A 2,514-nucleotide genomic window follows, 5' to 3' on the forward strand; every position below is an offset into this window, starting at 1 on the left:
AGAACCACCCCCACCCGCGACTCAGCCCCCACACCAAGAACCCGCAACACACCCGCCAACCGACCCGCCAAACCATCCACCACACCAAACGACAAAGAACGTCCCCCACACACCACCGCCACCTCACCCGAACCCCCCGCCACCACCGCATCCCACACGTCCAGAACCGACTGGTAGGCATTCGTTGGATGCGCGGCCGACACAGCGAGAGAAGCATTCTCCAGGGCAGGTGAATCCGCGACTCCGCTCCATTCGTCCAGCAGCATGCGCCGCTCAGCCGTGGAGAGGAGGTCGACGTCGGCCAATCGCAGATCATGGTTGTGCGCGAAGGTGGCGAGCACCAGGTTCAGGCGTGTCAGGAGGCGTTCGGCGGTCGCGGTGTCGAACAGGTCGGCGTCGTATTCCAGCGAGGCGAGCAGGCCCTCGCTGCTCGGGTCCGGGGTGAAGGTGAAGCCGAGGTCGAACTTGGCGTTGGCCGCTCCGGCGGATTCCAGCGACGTCACGGCCAGGCCGTCGAGCCCGGGATTCGCCTCGGTGGGATTCCAGAAGTCGACGAGGGTCTGCACCAGGGGATGGCGGCCCGCCGCCCGTGGCGGGTTCACCCGCTCGACCACCGTGTCGAAAGGGACGTCGGCGTGCGCGTAGGCGTCCAGCGTGGCGCGCCGGACGCGCAGGAGCAGCTCACGCAGCGTCGGATCCCCGGCGAGGTCGATCCGGACCACGACCGTGTTCACGAAGAAGCCGACGAGCGGTTCCAGCGCCGGATCGACCCGGCCCGCGACGAGGCCACCGAGCGGGATGTCGTCACCGGCGCCGTGCTTGTGCAGGGTGAGGGCGACCGCCAGGTGGGCGAGCGTCAGCTCACTCGCGCCGGCCTCGGCCAGCAGCGGGCGCAGCGCCGCCATGGTCGCCGCCGGGATCAGCGCACGGACCCGCCCGCCGCCGGCGGCGGGAACGGTGGGCCGCGGCCGGTCGGTCGGCAGCTCCACCGCCTCGGGCAGCCCGGCCAGGGCGCTCGTCCAGTGGGCGAGCTGGCGCTCGGCCGCCTCGGACGGTCGATCTGCCCCGCCGAGCAGGTCCTGCTGCCACAGCGTGTAGTCGGCGTACTGGACGGGCAGCGGCGCCCAGGCGGGAGCCTCGCCACGGCGGCGCGCCGCGTAGGCACTCGCCAGGTCACGCAGCAGCGGCCCGGTGGAGCCCTCGTCACCGGCGATGTGGTGCAGCACCAGCGCGAGGACATGCTCGTCGTCGCCCAGGCGCAGCACGGTGACCCGCAGCGGGATCTCCGACTCCAGCCGGAACGGCGCCTCCAGAACGTCCCGGAGCCGGTCGTCGAACGTCAGCTCGGACGTCTCCACAAGCGTGAACGGCACGTCGACGGTGGCCGCGTCGAGAACCTGCTGGACGGGGCTACCGTCCCGCTCCGGGAAGACGGTGCGCAGCGTCTCGTGCCGGGCGACGACGTCCGCGGCGGCCGTGCGCAGCGCGGTCAGGTCGAGCGGGCCGGTCAGGCGCGCGGCGAACGGCAGGTTGTACGTGCTGCTCGGCCCTTCCAGCCGGTACAGGAACCACAGCCGGCGCTGGGCCGCGGACAGCGGCAGAACCGCCGGGCGGCGAAACGCCGCGAGCGCGGGACGTCCCGGCGTGGCCACGAGGGTGTCGAGGTGGGCCGCGAACGCGGCGACGGTGGGCGCGTCGAACACCGAGCGGATCGACACCGGCAGGCCTGTCGCCGCCCGGACGCGGGAGGTTAGCCGGGTGGCGAGCAGGGAGTGCCCGCCGAGGGCGAAGAACGAGTCGTCCAGCCCCACCTCGCCGACACCGAGCAGCTCACCGAACAGCGCCGCCAGCATTCGCTCCGTGGCGGTGCGCGGGATGCGCCCGCCGCCTGCCGCGCCACCGGCGAAGGTGGGTGCGGGCAAGGCCCGGCGGTCCAGCTTCCCGTTCGGCGTCGACGGAAACTCCTCCAACACCAGCACCACCGACGGCACCAGATACTCCGGCAACCGCTCCGCCACCGCCGCCCGCAGGGACACCGGTTCCAGATCCCAGCCCGGCAGCCCGGTCACATACCCGACCAGCCTGGTGATCCCACCATCGGTCCGGGCGACGACGACCGCCTGGCTCACCCCGGGAAGAGAACCGAGCGCGGCCTCGACCTCACCGGGCTCCACCCGATAACCACGAATCTTCACCTGATCATCAGCACGACCCAGATACTCCAGACTGCTGTCCGACCGCCACCGCACCACATCACCCGTGCGATACAACCGCCCACCCGAACCAAAAGGATCCGCCACGAAACGCGACGACGTCTCCCCCGACCGGCCCACATACCCCCGAGCCACCCCCGCGCCACCCACATAAAGCTCACCAGGAACACCCACCGGCACCGGCAGAAGCGCACCATCAAGAACGAAGACGTTGTCCCCCGCCACCGGCCGGCCGATATGCGGCGCCACACCCGCCTCGATCTCCGTCCACGTCGCATCCACCGTGCACTCCGTCGGACCA

General features: G+C 71.2%; 1 protein-coding gene. It reads right to left on the bottom strand.

Going from position 1 to position 2,514, the window contains the following annotated elements; translation table 11 throughout:
* Positions 1-2,495: condensation domain-containing protein (locus AWX74_RS38670; protein WP_242666617.1), on the bottom strand; the 2,495-nt coding region annotated here is incomplete at its 3' end.
* Positions 2,496-2,514: the final 19 nt, after the last annotated feature.

It is taken from the genome of Parafrankia irregularis (assembly GCF_001536285.1).
Lineage (GTDB): Bacteria > Actinomycetota > Actinomycetes > Frankiales > Frankiaceae > Parafrankia > Parafrankia irregularis.